At 63.3% G+C, this 1,566-nt stretch carries 1 protein-coding gene; it reads left to right on the top strand.

The annotated features are described in order from the left end of the window. Nucleotides 1–84 precede the first annotated feature (84 nt). The gene (locus LPN01_RS18985; protein ID WP_262829991.1) at nucleotides 85–1,245 is read left to right on the top strand and encodes an IS110 family transposase; all 1,161 of its coding nucleotides are present in this window, start codon (nucleotides 85–87) and stop codon (nucleotides 1,243–1,245) included. Nucleotides 1,246–1,566 lie beyond the last annotated feature (321 nt).

Below are 1,566 nucleotides of genomic sequence, written 5' to 3'. Positions count from 1 at the left end.
GAAGCCGGTTGTGGTTTAGCTGAGGTCTTTTCTCTCCTGCCAGGAAGCGCACGATGACGTCGCGTCTAGGAAGGAGAAGGCACGATGACGAAGAAGATCACCAACCCCGAGATCCTGGCGGTCCGGGTCGCTGCCGAGATTGACCCGGCCCGCGGCCGCGTATGGGTCGGGCTCGACGTGGGACTAAAGTCGACGGCGGTGTGCGTGCTCGATGGCGACGGCAAGGTTGTCCACCAGTGCTCGATGAAGACGCATCCGACCGAGATCGGCCGCTATCTGGCGAAGAACTTTACCTCCAACGTTGCGGTTGTCGGCATGGAGACGGGCGCCATGTCCGTGCATCTGTCTGGCGGGTTGCGCCGGCTCGGCTATCAGGTGGCGGTGATGGACGCGCTCCAGGTGCATCGTGTGCTGTCACTCAAGCGCAACAAGACCGACAGCAACGACGCGCGCGGGATCGCCGAGATCACGCGTACCGGTCGCGACTATCTGACCGAGGTCTATGTGAAGAGCGCCGCCTGCTACGAGGTGCGAGCGCAGCTCATCATGCGACACCGGCTGGTACAGCAGCGGCTTGCCAACGAGAACATGATCCGGGGGCTGCTGCGGGTCTATGGCGGGCGGGTCGAGCCCGGCGCTAAGGCTGCTGCGACCTATCACGAACGCGTCGTCCAGCAGCTGCTGCTCATCCAGGATCACGAAGGCATCAACCTGCGGCCGCGCATCATGCCGGTGCTCGACTTGTGTGAGCGGCTCGAGACCGACGCAGAACGGATCGGAACCGAGCTGGAGATGCTTGCCGCCGCCAACCCGGTGTGCCGCCGGTTCATGGCAGTGCCTGGCATTGGCGCGCTAACTGCTCTGTCGTTCTTCACCGCCATCGAGGAGCCGGCCCGGTTCCGCCGCGCCGACGATGTTGCTGCCTATCTCGGCCTCACGCCGCGCGTCTACCAGTCGGGCGAGAGCCTCACCCACGGCAAGATCAGCAAGATGGGTAACCGCCTGACCCGCACCCATCTGGTGACCGCTGCGACGGTGCTCCTCTCGGCGACCAAGACGTTCTCGTCGCTGAAGGACTGGGGCCTCAGGCTGGCGAAGAAGGTCGGGTTCAACAAGGCCAAGGTAGCGGTCGCGCGCAAGCTGGCTACCATCATGTTCAACATGTGGCGCGATGGCACCCACTTCCAGTTCAAGGCCGAGACGGTCGAGCCGCATCGCCAGATGATGCAGGCCGCCCGCGCCTGATACGAGTTCACGCCATCCGTCCCGTCGGACGGTACGATCCTCCCGGGAGGCGGAGGGACCGGTGACTTCGCTTTGAACATTGGGGCAGCGATGACCCCGAGCTACGGTTGTTGAAGCACCACCCTTCGATACGAACCAACCCCATTGCGGCATGCGACGATGAAGGCTGCGAGACGACAGCCACCGCATGACCCCGGAGAGACTGTTGCACCCCGGGTCGATCGATCACCGACGAAAGACGTTGCAGGAAAAGGCTAACAGTGATGAAGTAGCGATCGCCGACGTCACCCCTGCTGCAGGGGACCTCAGCTAGAGAATGTT

The organism is Sphingomonas sp. A2-49 (assembly GCF_025548555.1).
Lineage (GTDB): Bacteria > Pseudomonadota > Alphaproteobacteria > Sphingomonadales > Sphingomonadaceae > Sphingomonas.
This window is presented reverse-complemented; position numbering and strand designations above follow the sequence as displayed.

What these genes read in the sequence shown, in the direction of transcription:
- LPN01_RS18985 (WP_262829991.1), top strand. Translation starts at nt 85, where the DNA reads ATGACGAAGAAGATCACCAACCCCGAGATCCTGGCGGTCCGGGTCGCT.